23 protein-coding genes are annotated in these 19593 nt (G+C 43.9%); 22 read left to right on the top strand and 1 reads right to left on the bottom strand.

Annotated features, from left to right (window positions below; genetic code table 11):
• Positions 1 to 5: 5 nt before the first annotated feature.
• Entirely contained in the window at positions 6 to 785 is a 780-nt protein-coding gene (locus EE116_RS09095; protein WP_122874146.1) for a histidinol-phosphatase, read from the bottom strand.
• Positions 786 to 911: 126 nt separating this feature from the next.
• Here EE116_RS09095 and EE116_RS09090 point away from each other — a divergent pair, with 126 nt between their 5' ends.
• The 22 genes from EE116_RS09090 to EE116_RS08985 all read left to right on the top strand — a co-directional run bounded on the left by EE116_RS09090 (position 912) and on the right by EE116_RS08985 (position 19426).
• On the top strand, positions 912 to 1640 hold the full coding sequence (locus EE116_RS09090; RefSeq protein ID WP_122874145.1) for a chemotaxis protein: 729 nt from the start codon (positions 912 to 914) through the stop codon (positions 1638 to 1640).
• A complete protein-coding gene (locus EE116_RS09085; RefSeq protein ID WP_122874144.1) occupies positions 1640 to 2899 on the top strand; it encodes a peptidase U32 family protein in 1260 nt (419 codons plus the stop codon). Before EE116_RS09090 ends, EE116_RS09085 begins: the two co-directional genes overlap by 1 nt.
• Positions 2896 to 3393 (top strand): 5-(carboxyamino)imidazole ribonucleotide mutase, encoded by a 498-nt coding sequence (gene purE, locus EE116_RS09080; protein ID WP_122866867.1) that lies wholly within the window; start codon positions 2896 to 2898, stop codon positions 3391 to 3393. Before EE116_RS09085 ends, purE begins: the two co-directional genes overlap by 4 nt.
• A 10-nt stretch (positions 3394 to 3403) precedes the next feature.
• A complete protein-coding gene (locus EE116_RS09075; RefSeq protein ID WP_122874143.1) occupies positions 3404 to 3877 on the top strand; it encodes a DUF3972 domain-containing protein in 474 nt (157 codons plus the stop codon).
• 2 nt (positions 3878 to 3879) lie between these two features.
• On the top strand, positions 3880 to 4296 hold the full coding sequence (locus EE116_RS09070) for a GyrI-like domain-containing protein (RefSeq protein WP_122874142.1): 417 nt from the start codon (positions 3880 to 3882) through the stop codon (positions 4294 to 4296).
• A gap of 6 nt (positions 4297 to 4302) precedes the next feature.
• The gene (locus EE116_RS09065) at positions 4303 to 5841 is read left to right on the top strand and encodes an AbgT family transporter (RefSeq protein ID WP_122874141.1); all 1539 of its coding nucleotides are present in this window, start codon (positions 4303 to 4305) and stop codon (positions 5839 to 5841) included.
• Between the two features lie 20 nt (positions 5842 to 5861).
• The gene (glyQ, locus tag EE116_RS09060; RefSeq protein ID WP_122874140.1) at positions 5862 to 6746 is read left to right on the top strand and encodes a glycine--tRNA ligase subunit alpha; all 885 of its coding nucleotides are present in this window, start codon (positions 5862 to 5864) and stop codon (positions 6744 to 6746) included.
• A gap of 6 nt (positions 6747 to 6752) precedes the next feature.
• The gene (locus EE116_RS09055; RefSeq protein WP_122874139.1) at positions 6753 to 7490 is read left to right on the top strand and encodes a Nif3-like dinuclear metal center hexameric protein; all 738 of its coding nucleotides are present in this window, start codon (positions 6753 to 6755) and stop codon (positions 7488 to 7490) included.
• A gap of 9 nt (positions 7491 to 7499) precedes the next feature.
• Entirely contained in the window at positions 7500 to 8210 is a 711-nt protein-coding gene (locus EE116_RS09050; RefSeq protein ID WP_122874138.1) for a zinc ribbon domain-containing protein, read from the top strand.
• A 9-nt stretch (positions 8211 to 8219) separates the two neighbouring features.
• Complete coding sequence (gene waaA, locus EE116_RS09045; protein WP_122874137.1) at positions 8220 to 9359, top strand: lipid IV(A) 3-deoxy-D-manno-octulosonic acid transferase; 1140 nt, start codon at positions 8220 to 8222, stop codon at positions 9357 to 9359.
• The gene (locus EE116_RS09040) at positions 9356 to 10114 is read left to right on the top strand and encodes an RluA family pseudouridine synthase (protein ID WP_122874136.1); all 759 of its coding nucleotides are present in this window, start codon (positions 9356 to 9358) and stop codon (positions 10112 to 10114) included. The genes waaA and EE116_RS09040 overlap by 4 nt, the downstream gene beginning before the upstream one ends.
• Before the next feature lie 66 nt (positions 10115 to 10180).
• Positions 10181 to 11521 carry a signal recognition particle protein gene (gene ffh, locus EE116_RS09035; RefSeq protein WP_122874135.1) on the top strand — a complete coding sequence of 447 codons (1341 nt, stop codon included), beginning with the start codon at positions 10181 to 10183 and terminating at the stop codon, positions 11519 to 11521.
• A 67-nt stretch (positions 11522 to 11588) separates the two neighbouring features.
• On the top strand, positions 11589 to 11819 hold the full coding sequence (gene rpsP / locus EE116_RS09030) for a 30S ribosomal protein S16 (RefSeq protein WP_002951203.1): 231 nt from the start codon (positions 11589 to 11591) through the stop codon (positions 11817 to 11819).
• A gap of 6 nt (positions 11820 to 11825) precedes the next feature.
• On the top strand, positions 11826 to 12068 hold the full coding sequence (locus EE116_RS09025) for a KH domain-containing protein (protein ID WP_122874134.1): 243 nt from the start codon (positions 11826 to 11828) through the stop codon (positions 12066 to 12068).
• Complete coding sequence (gene rimM, locus EE116_RS09020; RefSeq protein WP_122874133.1) at positions 12061 to 12588, top strand: ribosome maturation factor RimM; 528 nt, start codon at positions 12061 to 12063, stop codon at positions 12586 to 12588. Before EE116_RS09025 ends, rimM begins: the two co-directional genes overlap by 8 nt.
• Positions 12588 to 13292, top strand: coding sequence for a tRNA (guanosine(37)-N1)-methyltransferase TrmD (gene trmD / locus EE116_RS09015; RefSeq protein WP_122874132.1), 705 nt, complete (start codon positions 12588 to 12590; stop codon positions 13290 to 13292). The genes rimM and trmD overlap by 1 nt, the downstream gene beginning before the upstream one ends.
• On the top strand, positions 13289 to 13645 hold the full coding sequence (rplS, locus tag EE116_RS09010; protein ID WP_002951216.1) for a 50S ribosomal protein L19: 357 nt from the start codon (positions 13289 to 13291) through the stop codon (positions 13643 to 13645). Before trmD ends, rplS begins: the two co-directional genes overlap by 4 nt.
• A 143-nt stretch (positions 13646 to 13788) precedes the next feature.
• Entirely contained in the window at positions 13789 to 14121 is a 333-nt protein-coding gene (locus EE116_RS09005) for a cupin domain-containing protein (protein WP_122874131.1), read from the top strand.
• Positions 14122 to 15008: 887 nt separating this feature from the next.
• On the top strand, positions 15009 to 16409 hold the full coding sequence (locus EE116_RS09000) for an aspartate ammonia-lyase (protein ID WP_122874130.1): 1401 nt from the start codon (positions 15009 to 15011) through the stop codon (positions 16407 to 16409).
• A gap of 86 nt (positions 16410 to 16495) precedes the next feature.
• Entirely contained in the window at positions 16496 to 17839 is a 1344-nt protein-coding gene (locus EE116_RS08995; protein WP_122874129.1) for an anaerobic C4-dicarboxylate transporter, read from the top strand.
• Positions 17840 to 17902: 63 nt separating this feature from the next.
• The gene (gene cuyB / locus EE116_RS08990) at positions 17903 to 18586 is read left to right on the top strand and encodes a cysteate racemase (RefSeq protein WP_122874128.1); all 684 of its coding nucleotides are present in this window, start codon (positions 17903 to 17905) and stop codon (positions 18584 to 18586) included.
• Between the two features lie 84 nt (positions 18587 to 18670).
• Positions 18671 to 19426 carry a hypothetical protein gene (locus EE116_RS08985; protein ID WP_122874127.1) on the top strand — a complete coding sequence of 252 codons (756 nt, stop codon included), beginning with the start codon at positions 18671 to 18673 and terminating at the stop codon, positions 19424 to 19426.
• Positions 19427 to 19593 lie beyond the last annotated feature (167 nt).

Genomic DNA, 19593 nt, shown 5'->3' with positions numbered 1-19593 from the left:
CCGATCTAAAATTTTACAAATTCTCTGTCGCGGTTTTTAAATACCGCACATTTTGTAAAGCTCAAAATTCTGGCGATTTGCTCGCATTTTTCGCCGTTTAGACCGACTTGGTCTTTTGCGTGCGCGTCCGAGCCAAACGTGATAGGGATTTCTTTTTCGGCGATCATTTCTAGCAAATTTACGCTCGGATACTGTTCGCCGACGGGTTTTCTAAAGCCGGCCGCATTTATCTCCACCGTCAAATTTGCCTTTTTTATCGCATCGATGGCGTTTTTGGCGAGGAGTCTAACGTCTGTTTTTGGCATAAATTTAAACACTTTTAGCAAGTCTACATGCCCGACGATGTCAAATTTGCCCGACTTCGCCATCTTTTCGACGCAGTAAAAATAATCCCGCCAAATTTGATCTATGTCGCGCTTTTTATATTCGCCGATAAACTCGGGATTGTCAAAGCCCCAGCCGCCCAAAAAATGCACCGAACCGATGAGATAATCGACCTTGCGCGTTAAAACCCGCTCGTCCATAAAGCCCTCTAAAAAATCGACTTCGTAGCCAAGCAAAATTTTGATCCGTCCGTCAAATTCGTCTCTGAGGCGTAAAATCTCGCTCTCGTAAGAGGGCATTTGCGAAAACTCCATGCGGTACGCTTCGTCAAATTTCATCGGCGCATGATCGCTAAATCCAAAATACTCGCAGCCTGAAGTTATCGCGCTTAAAACATACTCTCTAGGCTCATCCACGGCGTGTTTACAAAGCGGCGTGTGGTTGTGCAGATCGACTCTCATTTTTATCCTTAAATATTTTGCAAATGCTACCTAAAATTTAATAAATTTAAGGATAAAGTTCGGGTTTTTAAACTTATATTTCGTTAATTTTCTATATAATCAGCCCAAATTTAAATAGGAGTTTTTATGACGCAAGAAGAACTTGACGCCTTGATGGCGGGCGATCTGGACGACGTCGTTGCCGCAGACGAGAGCGACGCGCAAGCTAGCGGAGATGAAAATTTAGACCTAAAGGCTACCGACAAAGAAGTAGTGGAGCGCAAAGATGATGATGTCAAATTTGACGGTGACTATAGAGCATCCTCGAATATATCGTGGCCTCCGCCTCCTCCGACAGATGATCACAAGATGGTTCATCAGCTAGACGATGTCACAAAGGACAGCGAAGAAAAAGCTACGCAGATGTTTGACAAGCTTGACGCGATCAATAACTTCTCTATGGACGCAGAAAGCGGACTTAGCGAGATTATCAGCGGTATAGAGACTAATATCGAAATTTTTACCAAACTACACGAAAAATTCCCGAATATCGCTACTTTTGCCGAAGCGCTAGAAAAAAATAACGCACTAAAAAGCTCCGCCGAAACGACGCTAGATAACGTAAGAATGGCGGAAGACGAGATCATGATGGCGATGGACATGATGCAGTATCAAGACATCCACCGTCAAAAGATCGAGCGCGTCATCAACGTCATGCGAGCGCTTAGCAAGTATATGAGTAGCCTATTTGAGGGCAAGATCGACGACGAGAAGCGCGTAGCCTCGGCCGTACATATCGCGGGCGATACGCACACCGAAAACCTCGTTAGCAACGACGATATCGAAGCTCTGATAGAAAGTTTGGGCAAAAAATAGTGCTAAAGCCCGAGCTTTTATCTCCCGCGGGGAATTTAACCAAGCTAAAAATAGCTCTAGAGTACGGTGCAGATGCGGTTTACGCATCGGTGGCGAGCTTTTCGCTTCGCACTCGTTCGGCGCGCGAATTTAACCTTGAAAGCTTTAAAGAAGCTATCGAATACACGCACGCAAAAGGCAAGAAATTTTACGCGACGGTAAATGCGTTTCCTTTTAATTCGCAAATCGAGCCGCTAAAACGCCATCTACAAACGGTATCGGCGATGAAGCCAGACGCCTTTATTATCGCGACTCCAGGCGTCATGAGCCTAGCAAAAGAAATAGCCCCGGACATCGAGATCCACCTCTCGACACAGGCAAACGTTATGAACGCGCTTGACGCTAAAATCTACCACGAAATGGGCGCAAAACGCATCGTCGTGGCGCGCGAAATGAGCCTAAAAGACGTCGTGAAAATAAAAGAGCAAATCCCGACGCTAGATATCGAAATTTTCGTGCACGGGTCGATGTGTTTTGCGTACTCGGGGCGCTGTTTGGTTAGCTCCGTACAAAGCGGCCGCCAATCAAACCGCGGTAGCTGCGCTAACGACTGCCGATTTAAATACGAACTCTACGCCAAAAGCGAGGAGAGCGGGGTGCTGTTTCGCCTCGAGGAGGACGAAGGCGGCACGCATATAATGAACTCCAAAGACTTAAATTTATCCGCGCACATCAAGGATATCATCGAAAGCGGCGCTGTCGATAGCCTAAAGATCGAAGGCCGCACGAAAAGCGAATACTACGCCGCCTGTGCGACTAGGGCATACCGCATGGCCGTCGACGACGCAGCGGCTGGCAAATTTGATGCGCAAATTTACGCCGGCGAGCTAAATACGCTAAAAAATCGCGGTTTTACCGACGGCTACCTAGTAAATCGCCCGTTTGAAAAGGCTGACACGCAAAATCACGCTAGCAGCCTAGAGGAAGGCACCCATCAGGTAAACGCCATGACTTTAGACGGTGAGTTTTTTAAATGCAAATATAAAATTTTCCCCGGCAACGAGTATGAGATCGTGGCGCCTCTGGGCTCGCAGATAGATGAGTGCGAGAGCGAAATATCTCAAATTTTCGCTCGTGACGGCAAGAAATTTATCAAATTTAAAAAGCTCGTAACCAAAAAAGACAAAGAGATCACCGAGATCCACAGCGGCAACGAAAACGAAGTAAATTTGGGCGCGAGGCTGCCTAAATTTAGCTTTTTAAGAGAGGAAATAAAATGAAATTCGTATCTATAATAATGGGAAGCAAGAGCGACTACGACGTAGTTAGCGAGGCGGCAAAGGTGCTTGAAAAATTTAACGTCCCTTACGAGCTGATCATAAGCTCCGCGCACAGAAGCCCGAAGCGAACGAGCGAATACGTCGCCGCAGCCGAGGAAAAAGGCGCGCAGGTATTTATCGCGGCAGCCGGCATGGCGGCACATCTAGCGGGCGCTATCGCAGCAAACACCACTCGCCCCGTGATCGGCATACCGATGGCAGGCTCAGCGCTTAGCGGCGTGGATGCGCTTTACTCGACCGTGCAGATGCCCGGCGGCATGCCCGTGGGTACCGTGGCGATCGGTAAGGCGGGTGCGGTAAACGCAGCATATCTGGCGCTACAAATTTTAGCCCTAAACGATCAAAATCTAGACGAAATGCTAAAAGCCGACCGAGCGGCGAAAGCTAAGCAAGTAGAGGAAGACTCGGCGAAGGTGGAAGTTTTACTCGCCTAAAGGAGCAAAGATGCAGACATACTTAAGCATAGACGAATTTTGCAAGCTCGTGCACCTAGAGCGCGAGGTAATCGAGGGGATGATAAACCGCGGCGTGCTAAATACGAAAGAAGAAGGCGGCGAGATCCTCATAGAGGCTAGCCAGGGCACGATGAGCGTGGTGCCTAGCGTCGTGGCCGTACCTGCGCCCCAGATCGGTGCCGACGGCTTTAGCTTCGTGGAAAAGACGATCGGCACGATATTAAATTTGCACGAAAAGGTGCTCGACGCCAAAGACGAGACGCTAGAGACCCTGCGCAACGAAAATAAATTTTTAAAAGAGGCGCTAATCTCGATGCAAGAGCTCTACGACGAGGATCGCCGCACGGTCGAAACGCTTACAAAGCAGCTAAAAAATTCGCAAGATGAAGTCGAGTTTTTAAAACGAAAATACAAGCTTATGTGGAACAAAGCTGTTGAAAATTTTAAAGGCGACAAGGAGTAGTCGTGGAAATTTTAGCGGTAGATGGTTTTAAAATTTGCGGATTAAAAACTCGCACCAAAAATACCGACGAGATAAACGGAGACGGTAAAATCCCGGCCTTGTGGGCTAAATTTACAAAAGAATTTTATGACGGTAAAAGCGAAATTTACGGCGTTTATTGTAGTTACGAAAACGGCGTAAACGGGCTTTATGATTTATTTATCGGTACGAAGTCGCTTTGCTCAGGCGGTGAAATTTTAGAGATAAAAGGCGGCAAATACGCTGTTTTTAGCTTTCCAAACGAGCCGCAAAACGTAGCAAAATTTTGGGGAGAAATTTGGAAATATTTTGAAAGCTCAAAGCTAAAAAGAGCCTACGAAACGGACTTTGAGTTTTACGGTGGCGACGAGATAAAAATTTATATCTCGGTTTTAGATTAGGAAAAAATGGATAACAAAAATAGCGGATCGATCTTAGGCTTTATCGAAAAATTCGGCAACAAGCTGCCAAACCCTACCATGCTTTTCGTCTATCTTTCGGTTATCACGATTTTGCTATCGTTTGTGCTAGAGAGGCTCGGAGTTGGCGTCAGCTACCAGGCTATCAAGGACGGGCAGATCTCACAGCTAAGCGCAAACGTCGTAAATTTGCTCTCGGCTGATAGCATCAGGACCTTTGTTTCATCCGTGCTTAAAAACTTCACTGGATTTTATCCTCTTGGCGTGGTTTTTGCGATCATCTTAGGTATCGGAGTAGCGGACAAGGCCGGGCTTTTATCGGCGCTAGTTAAAAAAATCACCCTAAAATCGTCTAAAAAATGGGTAACTCCTATCGTGATATTTTTGGGTGTGATGTCCAACGTTGCCTCCTCGGTCGGCTACGTCGTGCTGATACCGCTCGGAGCTATTTTGTTTGCGGGTTTTGGACGTCATCCTATCGTGGGGCTGGCGGCGGCTTTTGCGGGCGTTAGCGGCGGCTGGTCGGCAAATCTGCTAATCGGCACGAACGATCCGATGTTTGCGGCGTTTTCTACGCAGGCAGCTAGCGTGCTAAATCCCGACTACGTAGTTTTAGCCACGGCAAATTGGTACTTTATGATAGCTTCGACATTTTTGATCGTGATCGTGGGCTCTTTCGTGACCGATAGGATAGTCGAGCCTAGGCTTGGCAAATTTAGCTTTGAGGGCGCGTTAAATTTAGATGAGCGCGACGAGATAAGCGCAGAGCAAAGGCGCGGGCTAAAATTTGCCCTCATCGCGTCTGTTGTTTTCGCGATCCTTTTGCTAGCGGCGCTTTTGCCGTCAAATTCGCTCTTTGGCGCAAAAGAGGGCGAGAGCTTTACGAAGTCCGTTTTCATGCACTCTATCATCATTTTTATGATGCTGTTTTTTATAGTAGCGGGCGCTGCATACGGGGCTGGAGCCGGGACGATAAAAAACAGCGGCGATTCGGTTAAATTTATGGAGCAAGCCGTCGCCGAGCTATCGGGATTTTTGGTTTTGATATTTTTCGCGGCTCAGTTTACATATCTATTTAACGCCTCGAACATCGGGCTGGTGTTATCGATAAAAGGCTCGGTTTTCTTAAAAGATATCGGCCTAACCGGGCTTAGCCTAATTATCGTCTTTATAGTCGTGATCGCGTTTATAAATTTATTTATCGCCGTGGATTCGGCTAAATGGGCAATGATGGCGCCTATTTTCGTGCCGATGTTTATGAATCTAGGCCTCTCGCCCGAGCTAACGCAAGCTGCTTTTAGGATAGGCGACTCGACGACGAATATTATAACGCCCTTGATGCCGTTTTTCGTGCTGATAGTGGCGTTTATGCAGCGCTACGACAAGGGGCTGAAAATCGGCTCGGTAGTCTCGATAATGCTGCCTTACACGGTCGCATTTTTGATCTCGTGGGCGGCGCTGATATCGGTTTGGTACGTTTTTGACCTGCCTTTGGGGCCTGGCGCGGTTATACACTATCTAAAATAAAATTTTAAAAAGGAAGAAAAATGACGTTTTCAGAGATTATTTTGACGTTGCAAAACTACTGGCGCGAGCAGGGTTGCGTGATACTGCAGCCATACGATATGCCTGCAGGTGCTGGCACCTATCATCAGGCGACTTTTTTAAGGAGCCTCGGGCCAAAGCCGTGGGCGACGGCGTACGTAGCACCTTCTCGTCGCCCAACCGACGGTAGATACGGCGAAAACCCAAACCGCCTAGGCGCTTATTATCAGTTTCAGGTGCTCATTAAACCAAGCCCGGAAAATATACAAGAGCTTTATCTAAAAAGCCTTGAAAAGCTCGGGTTAAATTTGAAAAATCACGACATCCGCTTCGTCGAGGATAACTGGGAGAGCCCGACGCTTGGCGCTTGGGGACTAGGCTGGGAGGTCTGGCTAGACGGTATGGAGGTAACGCAGTTTACCTATTTTCAGCAAGTAGGCGGCATCGCGTGCGAGCTGGTTTCGGCCGAGATCACCTACGGCCTCGAGCGCCTTGCGATGTACTTGCAGGACGTAAATAGTGTCTATGACATCGTTTGGGACGATAGGGGCGGCAACATCGTGACCTACGCCGACGTGCATAAGCAGGGCGAATTTGAGTGGAGCAAATATAACTTTGAAATCGCCGACGTAGATATGCTATTTCGCCAGTTTGAAAATGCATTCGGCGAGTGCAAACGTTGCTTGGAGGCTAAAATTTCGCTGCCTGCGTATGATTATTGCATGCTTGTGGCGCATACGTTTAACGTCCTTGACGCGCGCGGAGCGATCAGCGTAACGCAAAGGCAAGACTATATCCTAAAAATCCGCGAGCTGGCCAAAGAGTGCGCGCTGACGTATAAAGCTAGTATCGACGCTGCCGCCCAAAACAGCGCGAAGGGCGAATAAAATTTGATGAAAATCGGCGAAATTTACAAAATTTTAGACGAGATTAGCCCGTTTGCGAGTCAAGAGGAGTGGGATAATAGCGGACTGCTCGTGGGCTCTTTTGAGGCTAGCGCGCAGCGCGTTTATCTTAGCCTCGACGTCGACGACGAGCTTTTGGACGAAGCGCAGCCAAATTCGCTTATCATTACGCATCATCCGCTCATTTTTAAAGGACTAAAATCGCTAAATTTGGACAAATACCCAAGCAGCCTAATCGCAAAGATGGTGGCTAAAAACTTAAGCCTGATTGCTATGCATACTAATTATGATCTAAGCCATCTAAACGAATACGTGCTAAGCGAAATTTTGGGCTTTACGCCAAAGGAGCGCGATGGATTTTTGCTTTATGCGGACGTAAATTTGAGCTTTGACGAGCTTTGCGAGAGGGTAAAAACAAAGCTAAATTTGAGCCATTTAAGGGTTTGCAAAGGGCGAAAATTTGACCGCAATACGCAGGTAAAGCGCCTTGCATTTTGTACGGGAAGCGGCGGCGATTTGATTGATATCGTCAAAGCGGACCTGTTTTTAACGGGCGATCTAAAGTATCACCAAGCCATGAGCGCCGCGCAAAATAATCTTACTATGCTAGACATCGGACACTTCGAGAGCGAGCGGTATTTTGGGGAGTCGCTTGCAAAATATTTGCAAATTTTGCCGATTCCTACTATAATATCCAACTCAAAAAACCCGTTTTCATACAGTTAAAGGAAAAAGATGAATAAATATTTAGAACAGCTAGTCGAGCTCTCAAACATCGATAAAGATATCGACGATTTTACCCCGCGCCTTGAGAAGGTTCAAAGCGTTTTAAAAGCGACCAAGGACGAGCAGGCAGCGATTTTGGCGCAGATCGAGGAAGCGGCTACGAGCGTGACCGAGCTAAAAAATCAAAAATCTCAAACCAACGCGCATATAGCGGAATTTAGCGCAAAGATAAAAGACGTCGCCAAAAAGAGCGGTGCGGCAAAAACAGAAAAAGAGATAAAAGCGCTTCAACTAGAAGACGAGCTAGCTAAAGAACAGCTGGAGGCCGCAAACGAAGAGGTCGAAAGACTAGAAAAAATCATAGATAGCAAAAATGCGTTAAAAAGCGAGCTTGAGGCAAAGGCTGCGGAGCTCGGCGAAAATTTGACAAAAATCGAGAGCGAAATCTCGGCCGAAGTCGGCGCCATCGAGCAACAAAGAGATGAAATATACGCTAAAAAAAATAAGCTAGTCGGCGAGATGAATCAAAAAATCTTAACCTTTTACGAGAAAATCCGCAAATGGGCGCACAATACAGCCGTAGTGCCGGTCAAAAAGCAGGCGTGCTACGGCTGCTTTATGCAGATAAACGACAAGACTTATTCTGCCGTCATCAAGGGCGAAGATATCGTGACCTGCCCTCACTGCGGCCGAATTTTATACAAAGAAGCGGCGAACTAGCCTTTAAATTTGATAATAATTTATTACGTTTTAGTCCTCGCGGCGTTTGCCTTGGGGGCTTTACCGCTTGCGATTTTAGCTTTTAAGAAAAAGTACAGAGCCTCGATCCCCGCTAGATTTTTTTTGTTTAAAAATCCTAAATTTGACGCCTCGCGCGTGCATTTTCACGCGTGCAGTTTCGGCGAGGTGCGTTCTATCACGCCGCTAGTTAGTAGATTTAAAGATGCGGCCGCAGTCTCGGTCGTAACCAAAACGGGATTTGACGAGGCGAAAAAAATCACGCAAAATACGCGCTTTTTGCCGTTTGAGATATTTTTACCGTTTTGGCTAAAGCCTGTCAAAATAACGGTTATTTTTGAGGCCGAGCTTTGGCTAGGGCTTGTTTTTTGGGCTAAATTTAAAAGCTCGCGCATCATTTTGATAAACGCCAGGATTTCTGATAGGAGCTACAAAAGTTATCTCAAATTTAGCTTTTTTTACAGATATTTATTTAAATTTATAGATAAAGTTTACGCCCAAAGCGATCTAGATAAACAGCGCCTAGAGCGGCTCGGCGCTAAAAATATCGTCTTTAGCGGCAATATAAAATCAGCCTTTTTGCCAAGCCCGAGTAAAATTTACGCCAAACCAAAAGAGCGCGTGATCGTGCTAGCAAGCACTCATGCAGGCGAAGAGGAGCTGATTTTACGCGAGCTAAATTTGAGCGCAAACGACAAGCTGATTTTAGTTCCGCGTCATCCTGAGAGATTTGGCGAGGCGGGCGATATTTTGGCTAAATTTGCCGTAAAAAACGGACTTAGTTTTGTTAAATTTAGCGAAACTAAAAACTTTAACGCGCAGTGCGTGCTGGTAGATGCGATGGGCGAGCTGGTAAATATTTATAAATTTAGCGACGTCGTCGTGCTCGGCGGCAGCTTCGTGCCAAACGTTGGCGGACACAATCCGATTGAGGCGGCGCAGTTTGAAAACGCCGTGATAAGCGGGGAGTTTATATTTAACCAAAAAGCCTTGTATAGTGCGGTTGACGGCATAAAATTTGCAAAAGCGGGCGAGATAAATTTGCTTTTAAAGCAAAATTTACCAAAGGCAAAAATCGTCGCCAAAGGCGATGCAAGCGAGATTTTAAAAGATATTGAGGAAAATTTATGAAAGAAGAAAAAGCCTATAAACTGCTAGCGATCCAAGAAGGCATCTCAAACAACGAGGCAAAGGAGTTGATTGACGCTGGGCTGGTTAGCGCCAAAGGGCAAAGGATTGCTGTAGCGCGCGCGATGATGAGCGCGGCAACTAAATTTAACGTGCAAAAGCTACCGCGCCCAAGTGTGATTTTCGAGGATGAAAATTTGATTGTGATTGATAAACCGGCATTTTTAACATCGGAAAAAGTGAGCGAAACTTATAAATTTCCGTTGCTTCATAGGCTTGATAAGGAAACTAGCGGAGTGCTTTTGCTCGTGAAAAACGAGGAATTTCAAAAAAAAGCGATCGAGGAGTTTAAAAACTGCCGCGTAAAAAAAGAGTACGTCGCGGCTGTAAAAGGCATCGTGAGTGAGGAATTTAGCGTAAACGAACCTATAATCACGCTAAAAAACAGGGGCGGCGCGTTTTCTAAAATCTCGCCAAACGGCAAAGAGGCCTTTTCGCACGTAACTCCAGTGATGGTCGCAGGCAAAAAAAGTCTCGTAAAAGTCGAGATAAAAACCGGCAGAACACACCAGATCAGAGTACATCTAAAGCACGCGGGATACGGGATCGTCGGCGATGAAAAATACGCTAAAAATAAAGCCGCGAGAATGTATCTGCACGCCTATAAAATCGAGCTTCTGGGATATAAATTTAGGTCAAATTTGAGCAGTGATTTTAACAGGCTCGGTTTTGAAATTTCAAGAAATTTTGAGATTTAAAGAGCGATAAAGCTTAAATTTAATAAAATACGCGCTTTAGCTATAAATGTAAATAAAAGGTAGAATGTGTTTGAACAAATCAGCGAGTCGTTTCGTTTAGCCGTTAGTAAAATTCGTTTCGTAGACGATGAAAAAGCGCTAAATAACGCGCTTGACGTGCTTAAAAAAGCACTGCTAAAGGCCGATGTTCATCACAAAGTTACTAAAGAATTGCTAGCTCTCATAGAGGCTGATCTAAAGCAAAGCGGAATAGGCCAAAAGCAGTTTTTAGATGCGATAAAGTCAAATTTGACGAAGGTTTTAACTGCGCCGGGTAATCAAGGCTTTGTCTTTGCGTCCGTGGCTCCTACGATCGTGCTAATGGCTGGCTTGCAAGGTAGCGGAAAAACCACTACCACGATAAAGCTAGCAAATTATCTAAAGCTTAGAAAGAAAAAAGTTTTGGTCGCAGCGTGCGATTTGCAACGTTTGGCGGCGGTAGAGCAGCTTCGCCAGCTTTGCGAAGCAAACGAGATAGAGCTTTTTAGTATAGAAAACGAAACCGATCCGCTAAACGTAGCAAAGCAAGCGCTAGCTAAAGCAAAAAGCGGTCTTTACGACGTACTTTTGGTCGATACCGCAGGACGTTTGGCGATAGACGAAGCTTTGATGAAGCAGATAAAAGATATCAAATCAGCGCTCGAGCCGCATGAAATTTTTTACGTAGCTGACGCCATGAGTGGACAAGACGGCGTAAAAACCGCGAGCACGTTTAACGATGCGCTAAAAATAAGCGGCGTGGTGCTAAGCAAATTTGACTCTGACAGCAAAGGCGGCGTGGCTATAGGCATAGCAAAGCAGTTAAATATACCGCTTAGATTCGTAGGTATCGGCGAAAAAGTCGGCGATATGGAGAGCTTTATCCCTGAACGCATCGTGAGCCGTATAATGGGCGAGGGCGACTTAGCGACGTTGGTTGAGAAAACTAGCACCATAATAGACGAGCAAGAAGCAAAAAGAATAAATAAAAAGATCAAAAAAGGGCAGTTTAACTTTAACGACTTTTTGTCGCAAATGGAAAGCGTCAAAAAGCTTGGAAATATGAAAAGTCTAATCGGTATGATACCGGGTCTCTCAAGCGTGGCAAATCAGATAAAAGATATCGACCTTGATAACTCCAAGGAAATTTTACATATCAAAGCTATGATAAATTCGATGACGCAAAAAGAACGCGAGAATCCGGATTTACTAAACAATAGCCGAAAAAGACGTTTGGCTGCTGGATCTGGACTATCTCAAGTAGAGGTAAATCGCTTTTTGAAGCAGTTTGAAAACGCATCAAAAATAGCAAAGAGGTTTTCTGGTAAAGAAGGTCTAAAAGGGCTTGGAAATTTACTAAACCAAGCTAAAAATACTCGCCCTAATTAAAGGGCTTAAATTTGGCTACGAGTGTGGCTAAATTTAAGCCTATTTAAAAAACAGAAGGAGAAATATAATGGCAACAGTAGTAAGACTAACGAGAATGGGACGCAAGAAAAAACCTTTTTATCGTATAGTCGTAACAGATAGCAGAAAAAGAAGAGACGGCGGCTGGATAGAGTCGATCGGTTACTACAACCCGATGGTTGAGCCTGAGGTGGTAAAATTTGACGCTGAGCGCTTGGCTTATTGGAAGGGCGTCGGTGCGAAACTTAGCGACAGGGTTGCAAAAATAACTAGCAAATAATTAAAAATGGTAGAAAATTTTTTACTTGAATATGCTAAGCTCATCGCCGATTTTCCTGAAAAAGTGAAACTCGAGCGAATCGAGCTTGGCGAAAATTTTGCCGAGCTGATAATTTACGCCGATAAAGTCGATACTGGTAAACTTATTGGCAAAGACGGCAGAATGATAAACGCGATAAAGACTGTAATTGTCGGCTATAAAGCCAAAGATGCGACGTCATACCGCGTTACGGTAAAGCCTCTTGAATGAACTTATAGAAGTCGCACTGCTTGGCAAAACTGTAGGACTAAAGGGGTTTGTCAAGCTTCATAATAAGGGCGACTTTCCTAATCAATTTAAAAAAGACGCTATATTTTGCGACAAAGATGGCAAAGAACTTGTTGTAAAAAGCTACAATCATGCAAATGATACAATCTCTTTTTATGGTTTTGAAAACATAGATAGCGCAAAAACTCTTACAAATAAAACAATCTACACTACAAAAGAAGAAACTAGAAAAAACTGCAAACTAAAAAAGGGTGAATTTTTCTATTTTGATGTCATTGGTTGTGAAATTTACGAGAACGGTCAAAGGCTCGGCGAGGTAGAAGATATAGACGAGGTCGGCGCAAATCATCTGTTTTTGGTAAAAACCGATGAAAATTTGATTACCAAGGGATCGGAAAAAAGTTTTTACATTCCATATATCGACGTTTATGTGGAAAAAGTTGATGTAGAAAATAAAAAAATTTACACCAAAAACGCTATCTTGATTTTAGAAAATTCCTAATGAAATTTACCTTTGTTACGCTTTTTGAAAGCCTTGTACAGCCTTATTTTGAAGACAGTATTTTAGGTCGCGCTACAAAAGAGAAACTTATTTCGATTGATTTTTTAAATCCTCGTGATTTTAGCACGGATAAGCATAAAAAAGTAGATGACTATATGGTTGGCGGTGGTGCGGGACTACTTATGGCATGTCAACCTCTTGATGATACTTTAAATTTTTTACTAAAAAAGGAACCAAAAACTCACATTATTTTTCTTGCGCCTGCCGGGAAAAAATTTACTCAAAACGACGCTAGACGTTTGGCAAAAAAAGAGCACATTTGCTTAGTTTGCGGTAGATATGAAGGCATAGATGAGCGCATAGCAGAGAAATACGCGGATGAAATTTTTTGTATCGGCGACTTTGTGATGACGGGTGGAGAGCTGGGGGCGCTTTGTATTTCTGATGCGATTTCTCGCAATATCGACGGCGTTTTAGGAAACAATGAAAGTCTTGAAGTTGAGAGTTTTGAAGGAAATTTACTTGAGGCTCCGTCTTTTACAAAACCCAGTGATTACAAAGGTTCCGGCGTGGTTTCAGCGTTTTTAAAGGGAGACCATGCTAAAATCAGAGCTTTGAAAAATAATATGGCGTTCTTAAAAACTAGGTTTTTTCGTCCGGATTTATACCGAAAATTTGAGCCGCCGACTAAGGAAAAAATATGAGAAACAAGTATATCGAGGCGTTTGAACAAACTCAAATAGCCCAAAAGTCTGTGCCTGATTTTCGCGCTGGAGATACTTTGCGTATAGCTATCCGCATCAAAGAGGGCGATAAAACGAGAATTCAAAATTTTGAAGGTATCTGCATAGCAAGACGCGGAAGCGGAACTGGCGAAACATTTATCATCAGAAAAATCGGCGCAAATAGCGTAGGCGTAGAGAGAATTTTCCCTATCTATAGCGAAAGTCTAGAGAGCATAACTGTTCTAAGACAAGGTCGCGTTCGCCGCGCTAAGCTATTTTATCTACGCGATAGACGCGGTAAAGCCGCTCGCATCAAAGAGCTTAAAAAATAGTTTTACTCCTTGCAAAAGTCTAGTTTTAGGCTTTTGCCCCTACCTAATTTTTATTAAATTTCAAAAATTGCTTAATTAAAATCAATTATTTTATCTAAAATTATAGTTACAATGTCGTTATTATTTTATAATAAAGGTTGTAAATGGAAAAGATAGTATGGCAAAATAGTATATTTGACGGTGTTACCATCGCTAAGCTTTTTGATGGCCCGCATAGCAAGGAGATTCGTATAAATTTAGAAAAAGGCGCTCAAATGAAGGAACATAAGGCTCCTGGCGCTATCATGGTGCAGGTTTTAAGCGGCAAGATAGATTTCAGCGTTGGAGAAAATAGTGTTATCTTGGATACGCTAGATATGATTACGCTCGAGCCAAATGTAGTGCATGCTCTAGCTGCTTTAGAAAATAGTATCGTAAGACTTAGCTTGAGCAAAAATGACGATGTAAGTAGGGTTTTTAGAGTCTTAAAACCTTAGTCCCTGTTCTTGTGGTTTTTGCTATAAAGCTACCGATAAATAATTAGTCTATATAATAGCTGTAGTGGTGCCATACAGGGATCTACGATTAATTTTTGGCACCAAAGTACGACAATGAAAAGAGCTTATTATAGGCAACTCTGCTGTGAGGTGGCTTTGGCGGGGTTGCCTATATTGCGGTAATTCAAATTTTACTGTGCTGGCGTCATTTTATAAGGCGTTTTAAACTTTTTTAATATATGATTTTTGCATAGTTTGTCTCTGAGTAGCGGTGGCGAAGCCATCAACCTCCATAAGGTTTTATGTGTATAAGGTTTGGCTTTAAATTTTATAAAATTTAGATAATAGCGCGCAACTAGAAGTACTTTTGTTAAATTTATTACATGGATCTAAAAACAAAGTAAAAACCAGCTATATAAAATAAGTGTGTTTAAATTTAACGCTCGAAAATTTCTTAAATTATAAAAAACTAAGATTTTGTCAGTCTACAATAAAAAATATAAATTTAAAACCATATAAAATTTATAGCCGTCAAGCCACTCAAAAAATCAAAATTTAAACCATCAACCTCTTTCAAGAAAAATTAATATAACATTTTAAGTTAAGCTTTGTTATAAGTATAAAATAGTAAAACAAAAAGTTAATAATTTAAATTTTAGAAACACTATCCCATACATTTACTACTCGTGTTTAAAAAATGTATAATATTTAAAAGCAAAAATTATTGCGTTATTTAGGATATTTTAAAGATAAATTAAGTTCACATGGATATATTAAAATAACAAAATAGTAATAAAAAAATAAATATAAAATTAAACTTTTAATTTAAATATCAGTTTAATTGCGCTATAGTTTCACTATTCAATTTCATCACAAGGAGTACCATTATGGGAACCAGAAGAGAACACGACTTCATAGGTGAGCTAGAGATAGCTGATGATGTATATTACGGCGTACAAACATTTAGGGCGCTTGAGAATTTCCACATGAGCGGACGACCGCTTAAAGATTATCCGTATTTCGTTAAGGCATTTGCTCAAATCAAAAAGGCTGCGGCCTTAGCCAACAAAGAAGTCGGAGTTCTAGACGCGCAAAAAGCCGACGCCATCGCAAAAGCGTGCGACGAGCTGATCGCGGGTAAATATTTAGATCAATTCGTAGTAGATATGATTCAAGGCGGCGCGGGAACTAGCACCAATATGAACGCGAACGAAGTTATAACAAACGTCGCGCTTGAAAGCCTTGGCCACAAAAAAGGCGAATATCAGTATCTGCATCCAAACGACCATACGAATTTAGGCCAAAGCACCAACGACACTTATCCAAGCTCGATCAAAGTCGCTACATACGCTAAACTAACCGATCTTTTAAAGGCTATGGAGCTACTTAAAAACGAGCTAGAAGCCAAGGCAAAAGACTTTAAAGATATCATCAAAATGGGTAGAACCGAGCTGGAAGACGCCGTTCCTACGACGCTTGGCAACACGTTTAACGCATTTGCAAGCTACATCAAAAGCGATATCGAAAAAATCACCGCCGCAAGAGAGTCTATGGCTGTGCTAAACATGGGCGCAACTGCTATCGGTACGGGCATCAACTGCCACCCTGATTATAAAGCTGCCGTTCATAAAATTTTGAGCCAAATCACCGGCGTAAATTTTAAACCTGCAGATGATTTCATCGCAGCCACTCAAGACACTGCCGATTTCGTTCACGTTAGCGGCGCGCTAAAAACCGCAGCCGTTCGCCTAAGCAAGATCGCAAACGACTTAAGATTAATGAACTCAGGTCCAAGATGCGGTCTTGGCGAGATAAATTTACCTCAGATGCAGCCTGGTAGCTCCATCATGCCTGGTAAAGTAAACCCTGTCATCGCAGAGGTCGTAGGCGAGGCGTGCTATGAGGTAATGGGCAACGACGTAACTATCATGCTTTGCAGCGAGAGAGGCGAATTTGAGCTAAACGCATTTGAGCCGGGCATCGCTTACGCGCTATTTAACTCTATATTTATCCTAGAAAACGCGATGAAAACTCTAGCCGAAAAAGCAATCAGAAAACTAACTGCAAATCCTGAGGCATGCCTAAAATCAGTACTCGGCTCAGTCGGTATCGTGACTGCGTTTAATCCATACATCGGCTACGAAAAATCTGCAAGCATCGCTAAAGAAGCATTGCAAACAGGCAAAGCCGTGGGCGATATTTGCTTGGAGAGAGGATATTTGAAAAAAGAGGAGATAGACAAGATCCTAGAGCCTAAAAATATGCTAAACCCTCATATGGGCAAATAACTGAGCAAAAGTCTTAAAGCGCCGAAGTTGAATTCGGCGCCTTTTAAATTTAGTAAGTAAAAAAATCTAATACAAGGAGTTTTCCTATGGATATAATGCTGATTTTACAGATTATAGTCCTACTCGGAGGTATCTACCTAGGCGTTAGGCTAGGCGGTATGGGCGTAGGTTACGCCGGTGGTCTTGGCGTCGTTATTTTGGCGATGCTTGGTATGAAAGTGGATATGAAAGATATCCCGATGGACGTTATTTTAATCATCGCGTCCGTTATTTCGGCCATCACTGCGATGCAAGTCGCGGGCGGACTTGATTATTTGGTTCAGGTCGCATCTAAAATTTTGCGCAAAAACCCAAAACAAATCAACTACCTAGCGCCTATCGTTACCTATCTGCTTACGATCCTAGCAGGTACGGGTCACACTGCGTTTTCTATGATCCCTGTTATCGTAGAGGTTGCTAAAACGCAAAACATCAAACCTAGCGCGCCTCTTGCGCTTTCGGTCGTTTCGTCTCAAGTAGCGATCACTGCTAGCCCTATATCTGCGGCTTTCGTTGCTATGACTGGCGTTTGCGAGCCTCTTGGCGTTAGCTATCCGATGCTACTTTTCATCTGCATATCTACTACTTTCGTAGCTATGATAATTACGGCCTTTATCGTAAATAAATTTTACGATCTTGACCTCTCAAAAGATCCTATCTATCAAGATAGACTAGCTAGAGGTGCGGTCGCTGAGATAAAAGAGGTAGAGTATCAAGCTCTAAAACCTTATGCGAAAAGATCGGTTGCGATATTTGCCGTCGGCGTTTTAGTCGTCGTTTGCTATGCGCTTGTTATTTCAAAGAGCCTTGGCATCGTGGCAAAACCTATCCTTTCTAGAGACGCTGCTATTATCAGCTTTATGCTTACTATCGGCTTCCTTATCGCTACGCTTTGTAAGATCGACACTAGCAAATTGCTTTCAACCAGCACTTTCCAAAGCGGTATGAATGCGTGCATATGCGTCATCGGTATCGCATGGCTAGGCACTACTTTCGTTAACGGCCACATCGATAGCATCAAAGAGGTAGCTAAAAACGTCGTTACGCAGTATCCGTTTATACTAGCCGTCGCGCTGTATTTCCTAAGCTGCTTACTATACTCTCAAGCCGCAACCACTCGCGTTATGATGCCTGCGGTCGCTGCTGCGCTAGGTATGACTACGCCTGAAAACTCAGGTCAAATTTGGATCCTAGTAGCTTCATTTGCCGCTGTTTCAGGACTATTCGTACTTCCTACGTATCCTACGACTTTGGGCGCTATCGCTATGGACGATACCGGTACAACAAGAGTCGGTAAATTTGTATTTAACCACTCATTCTTCGTGCCTGGCACCATCATGGTTGCTCTTTCGGTTGTGCTAGCATTCCTCATCGCTCCTGTTCTTCTCTAAGAATTTTGAGCTAAATTTAGCCGAGACTTCACTCTCGGCTTTTTTAAATTTAAGGACTTTTTCATGAAACGAATCGGAATTTTAGGCGGTATGGGACCGCTAGCTACGATAGATCTGTACGCCAAGATCGTAGAACTCACAAACGCCGCAAAAGACCAGGACAACATCCCTATCGTCATCGATAACCACCCGCAGATCCCGGACCGCACGGCGTATATCCTGCATGGAGGCGAGGATCCGTTTCCTTTTATGAAAGAGTCCGCGACGAGGCTCAAAAACGCGGGCTGTGAGGCTATCTGCATAGCTTGCAACACGGCTCACTATTTTGCCAAGCGTCTAACGGAGGAGTGCGGCGTAAATATCCTGCACATCGCTAAAATCGCGACCGCGTCGATAAAGTCAAATTTCCCGCACGCTAAAAAGATCGCCGTCATCGCCACTACCGGTACGACCGCAGCTAAAATTTACGAAAACGAGTTGATCGCCGCAGGCCTAGAGCGCGTGAAAATCCCCGAAAATTTGATGACAAACATCATGGACTGCATCTACAAGGGCGCAAAAGCAAACAAGCTAAAAGAGTACGTGGGTCTCTTTAACGATACGATCGCGGCTATCGAGGCTGACGCATATATCGCGGCTTGCACGGAGATACCGCTATTTTTACCGTATGCGACGAAAAAAGATAAATTCGTAGACGCTACTCTCGAGCTTGCTAAAGCAGCCGTCAAATTCGGCCTAGAAAAATAATCAATTTTGCGTCTAATCGGCGCAAATTTACCCCCTCTTAAAACAAATTTTTATAAAATCCAAGCTAAATTTAAAGGATAAACGATGAAATTCGGCGAATTTAGAAATGCAAAAACTTTGAGCCTGGCAAGCTTGCTCTGCGAGCAAAATCCGCAGCTAGCGGAGCAGATAAAGCAAAATGAATTTTTATATATTTCTTGCTTTGAGGATAAAATTTTAGGTACTGAAAATCTCGTTCGCTGCGAGATCGGATCGGCCAGCTACGTGCTGGCTTTGCTTTGCAAATACTCGCTTGACGCGTCTAAATTTGACGAGCAAACGCACGAATATTTTGAGGGTCTTGACGAAGGATACCTAAGCGGCGAGTGCAACGTCGGCGAGGAGGAGTTTGAGCAGATCGCGGAGTTTTTAGAGGAGTGCGAAAATATCGTGATCGATAGCTCCTTTTTGGCGCACGCGGACGCAAAAAATATATTCGAGTTTTTGCAAATGCTCGGCAAAAACGTCGTTTTGGCTGACGGCAAGCAGGGCGAGTTTAAAACGGACGGCGAGCTAGCTCCGCTAAAAGAACCCGAGAGCTTTGACGGTAGTGTCGTGTTTTTTATGGATGAGGCGGACGGGTCAAATTTGAGCGGCGAGCCAAAAGAGCTAATCGGCTCGGCGTCGTTTGCCGCGGCCGCAAAGGTAAAAGACTGTGATATAGTGAGCGTGCAGGCTAAGGGCGTAGAAATAAGGGCTAAATTTAAGCTAGAGCCGCAGATGAAGGGCACGGTCGCGCTTTGCAGGGCGAAATTTAGCGGATACGCGTTTAAGCTCGTTAAGATATCAAAAGAGGCGTAGCGGCAATCAGTCAAATTTGACATATAGATTTATCTGCCGAGGCGGGCAAATTTTATAAATTTAATCACAAAAGCCGGGTTTGCTACGTCAAATTTGACGTAGCGGGCGGAGCTTTTTGGCGTGAGGCGGGTAAATTTGCCCGCAACCTCGCTACTTCAAAACCCAAA

Origin of the sequence: Campylobacter showae (assembly GCF_900573985.1) — a bacterium.
In the GTDB taxonomy this organism is placed as follows: domain Bacteria; phylum Campylobacterota; class Campylobacteria; order Campylobacterales; family Campylobacteraceae; genus Campylobacter_A; species Campylobacter_A showae_E.
This window is presented reverse-complemented; position numbering and strand designations above follow the sequence as displayed.

What these genes read in the sequence shown, in the direction of transcription:
- EE116_RS09095 (WP_122874146.1), bottom strand. Translation starts at nt 785, where the DNA reads ATGAGAGTCGATCTGCACAACCACACGCCGCTTTGTAAACACGCCGTG.
- EE116_RS09090 (WP_122874145.1), top strand. Translation starts at nt 912, where the DNA reads ATGACGCAAGAAGAACTTGACGCCTTGATGGCGGGCGATCTGGACGAC.
- purE (WP_122866867.1), top strand. Translation starts at nt 2,896, where the DNA reads ATGAAATTCGTATCTATAATAATGGGAAGCAAGAGCGACTACGACGTA.
- EE116_RS09075 (WP_122874143.1), top strand. Translation starts at nt 3,404, where the DNA reads ATGCAGACATACTTAAGCATAGACGAATTTTGCAAGCTCGTGCACCTA.
- EE116_RS09065 (WP_122874141.1), top strand. Translation starts at nt 4,303, where the DNA reads ATGGATAACAAAAATAGCGGATCGATCTTAGGCTTTATCGAAAAATTC.
- glyQ (WP_122874140.1), top strand. Translation starts at nt 5,862, where the DNA reads ATGACGTTTTCAGAGATTATTTTGACGTTGCAAAACTACTGGCGCGAG.
- EE116_RS09055 (WP_122874139.1), top strand. Translation starts at nt 6,753, where the DNA reads ATGAAAATCGGCGAAATTTACAAAATTTTAGACGAGATTAGCCCGTTT.
- EE116_RS09050 (WP_122874138.1), top strand. Translation starts at nt 7,500, where the DNA reads ATGAATAAATATTTAGAACAGCTAGTCGAGCTCTCAAACATCGATAAA.
- EE116_RS09040 (WP_122874136.1), top strand. Translation starts at nt 9,356, where the DNA reads ATGAAAGAAGAAAAAGCCTATAAACTGCTAGCGATCCAAGAAGGCATC.
- rpsP (WP_002951203.1), top strand. Translation starts at nt 11,589, where the DNA reads ATGGCAACAGTAGTAAGACTAACGAGAATGGGACGCAAGAAAAAACCT.
- EE116_RS09025 (WP_122874134.1), top strand. Translation starts at nt 11,826, where the DNA reads ATGGTAGAAAATTTTTTACTTGAATATGCTAAGCTCATCGCCGATTTT.
- trmD (WP_122874132.1), top strand. Translation starts at nt 12,588, where the DNA reads ATGAAATTTACCTTTGTTACGCTTTTTGAAAGCCTTGTACAGCCTTAT.
- rplS (WP_002951216.1), top strand. Translation starts at nt 13,289, where the DNA reads ATGAGAAACAAGTATATCGAGGCGTTTGAACAAACTCAAATAGCCCAA.
- EE116_RS09005 (WP_122874131.1), top strand. Translation starts at nt 13,789, where the DNA reads ATGGAAAAGATAGTATGGCAAAATAGTATATTTGACGGTGTTACCATC.
- EE116_RS09000 (WP_122874130.1), top strand. Translation starts at nt 15,009, where the DNA reads ATGGGAACCAGAAGAGAACACGACTTCATAGGTGAGCTAGAGATAGCT.
- EE116_RS08995 (WP_122874129.1), top strand. Translation starts at nt 16,496, where the DNA reads ATGGATATAATGCTGATTTTACAGATTATAGTCCTACTCGGAGGTATC.
- cuyB (WP_122874128.1), top strand. Translation starts at nt 17,903, where the DNA reads ATGAAACGAATCGGAATTTTAGGCGGTATGGGACCGCTAGCTACGATA.
- EE116_RS08985 (WP_122874127.1), top strand. Translation starts at nt 18,671, where the DNA reads ATGAAATTCGGCGAATTTAGAAATGCAAAAACTTTGAGCCTGGCAAGC.